The 2,872-nt window shown below is 32.9% G+C and carries 3 protein-coding genes and 1 tRNA gene; all 4 read left to right on the top strand.

The genetic code is table 11. The features are described from left to right. Positions 1 to 642, top strand: a 642-nt coding sequence (locus tag VK998_RS09965; protein WP_325227982.1) for a metallopeptidase TldD-related protein, incomplete at its 5' end; no start/stop codon positions are given. 88 nt (positions 643 to 730) lie between these two features. Next, positions 731 to 806 (top strand) — tRNA-Thr (locus VK998_RS09960). A 155-nt stretch (positions 807 to 961) separates the two neighbouring features. Beyond that, complete coding sequence (locus tag VK998_RS09955; protein WP_325227981.1) at positions 962 to 1,591, top strand: lysoplasmalogenase family protein; 630 nt, start codon at positions 962 to 964, stop codon at positions 1,589 to 1,591. A 99-nt stretch (positions 1,592 to 1,690) separates the two neighbouring features. Further along, positions 1,691 to 2,872, top strand: a 1,182-nt coding sequence (locus VK998_RS09950; RefSeq protein ID WP_325227980.1) for a 2-oxoacid:acceptor oxidoreductase subunit alpha, incomplete at its 3' end; no start/stop codon positions are given.

Here is a 2,872-nt window from a genome sequence, read left to right as displayed (position 1 = left end):
ATAATTTTTGCAGACATACTATCAGCCTTCAAATCTATTTTTTATGCAGAATACGTTCAAAAAGGCTTATCCTTATTAAAAGACAAGGTAGGGAAGCAAATAGCAACAAGTAACTTTACATTAGTAGATGATCCTTTTAATAATGATGGGTTTATGGTTAGTACTTTTGATGATGAAGGAACAGCAACTAAATGTAAGAAGATAATTGAAAATGGTGTATTAAAAACCTACTTATACAATTGGAAATCTGCCTTAAAGGATGGAGTTGAATCTACAGGAAATGGATATAGGGATTCCTATAAATCTCCAATATCAACTTCAACTTCTAATCTATATCTAGAAAAAGGGGATAAATCCTTAGAAGAAATATTAAAGACCATGAACTCGGGTTTGTTAATTACCGATGTGCAAGGATTGCATTCTGGATTAGATCCAGTGTCTGGAGATTATTCCCTTTCTGCCCATGGCTATGAAATAGAAAAAGGAAAAATAAAAAGACCAGTAAATCAAATAACCATTGCAGGAAATATCTTTGAAACATTGATGGATATTGAAGAAATTGGAAATGATTTTAGATTTGCTATGGACGGAGTAGGTTCTCCATCTGTAAAGATTAAAAAGTTAACAGTATCTGGCGAATAGACCATTCCCCCTTTTGAAGGGGGAATTATATTTAATAGATGACAAAAATTTTAAAAAGTAGTATATTATAATTATGATTAAATACTTAGCCAATATAGCTCACTAGGCAGAGCAGCAGTCTCGTAAACTGCAGGTAAAGGGTTCGAATCCCTTTATTGGCTCCAACCTAGCAAATAAGGGATGGTGAGGACCGTCTCTTATTTTTATAAAAGGAAGAATTTATTGATATAGAAAGGTTGAAACCATGTTAAAAACTATTCATAAATGGAGAATCTTAAAAGTTTTTTTGTTATTTATTGCTATACTATATATAGGGTTTATGTATATAGATATATATGATATTGAAAGTATCATATCTTCAGATAGACTAAAATATTTATCCATGCTCCTCGTTTTAATGATATCTTTTTTTATAGGAGATGATGCTCTAAACGTTAAAGATCTTAAACTACTCCAAACTGGACTATTTATTACTTTAATTGCTGATTTATTCCTTTTAATTCTGGGTCGCCACTATATATTTGGTATCTTATTATTTTCTGTAGTTCAGATAATATATTCCTCTAGGTATGGGTTTACAAATTTAAAGATAAATATTAGAAATTTTATTGTCATATTTTCGAGTCTATTTATTGTCTATCTTGTGGTAGATAAACTAATATTTAAACTTGATTTTATATGGGGCATGGGATTGTTTTATGGTATATGCCTATTGAACAGTGTGATAAAAGCAGCAAAAGCGTATAGAGATAGATTATTTCCCAAGCCAAATGGTCATATGATACTAATAGGTATGGTTCTTTTTCTGCTATGCGATATAAATGTTGCTTTGTATAATATTTTAAATGAAGGCTTATTTTACAATATTTCTTCCATCTCCATGTGGTTATTCTATCTCCCATCCCAGGTATTACTTTCACTTAGTGGTTATAAATATAATTTAAAATAGTATATTGTATGTGTCTCTCTTTCCATTAATGTTTGTTGCTACTTTACTAGGGTATAACATAAACGATGGTTAAAAACAATAGAAACGGGAGGGTTAAATATGGATTATACTGTTTTGATAGGTGGAGAAGCAGGTCAAGGGATGGATACCTTTGCTAATCTATTAGAAAAAATATTAAAACGAGCTGGATTTCATGTATTTTCAAAGAGTGACTATATGTCAAGAGTAAGAGGCGGCCATAATTTTATCCAAATTAGATTCTCTAATAAACCCATATATGCCCACATGGAAAAGGTAGATATTGTTTTTGCGCTAAATGAAGAAACTGTAGAGCAACATTTGACTCGTCTTAAAGAAAATGGAATTGTAATTACCGATGAAGGGATAGGAAAGGATAAGGACTTATTCCATTTACCATTATTAGAAACTGCTAAGGCTTTAAGGAATTCTAGGGTATATACTACTATTGGTTTAGGCGCTATACTAAAATACTATGGTCTTCCATTGGGAATTGGGGAAGAAGTTATAAGAGAAGGATTTAATGAAAAATTATATAAGGTCAATATAAATGCCTTAAGGGCAGGATATGGCATGGTAGACTCTAAGTATAGTTTACCTACTTTAGAAGATAAACATATATTGATCAATGGCAATCAGTCTGTAGGATTAGGAGCAATAGCAGCAGGATGTAAGTTTTATTGTGGTTATCCTATGACTCCTTCTACTGGGGTACTAAATTACATAGCTGCCCATGCCAATGAAATGGGTATTGCCGTAGACCAAGTAGAAGATGAGGTAGCTGCATTAAATATGGCACTAGGTGCATCTTATGCTGGAGTTAGGGCTATGACAGGTTCCTCCGGAGGAGGCTTTGCTTTAATGGTAGAGGCTTTAAGTTTAGCCGGTATTATTGAAGTACCAGTTGTAGTAATAAATGTTCAAAGACCAGGACCGGCCACAGGTTTTCCAACTAGAACGGAACAGGCAGATCTTAGATTTATGATTCATGCTGGCCACGGAGAATTTCCTAGAATGGTCATAGCATTAAGAGACCAGGAAGATGCTTTCTATCAAACAGCCAGAGCCTTTAATATTGCAGAAAAATACCAAATACCTGTATTATTGATGAGTGACCAATATTTAGCAGATAGTACGACTACTAGGGAACCCTTTGATTTTAGTAAAATAAAAATAGAAAGACGTATTTCAGGAGAAGAGGGAGTATTAGAGCAAGAATATAAACGATATAAATTTACTGAAGATGGAATATCCCCTAGAATA

This window comes from Schnuerera sp., from assembly GCF_035459645.1.
Taxonomy (GTDB): Bacteria; Bacillota; Clostridia; order Tissierellales; family Tepidimicrobiaceae; genus Schnuerera.
Note: the sequence above shows the minus strand (reverse complement) of the source record. Positions and strands in the feature narration are given on the sequence as shown.

What these genes read in the sequence shown, in the direction of transcription:
- VK998_RS09955 (WP_325227981.1), top strand. Translation starts at nt 962, where the DNA reads ATGTATATAGATATATATGATATTGAAAGTATCATATCTTCAGATAGA.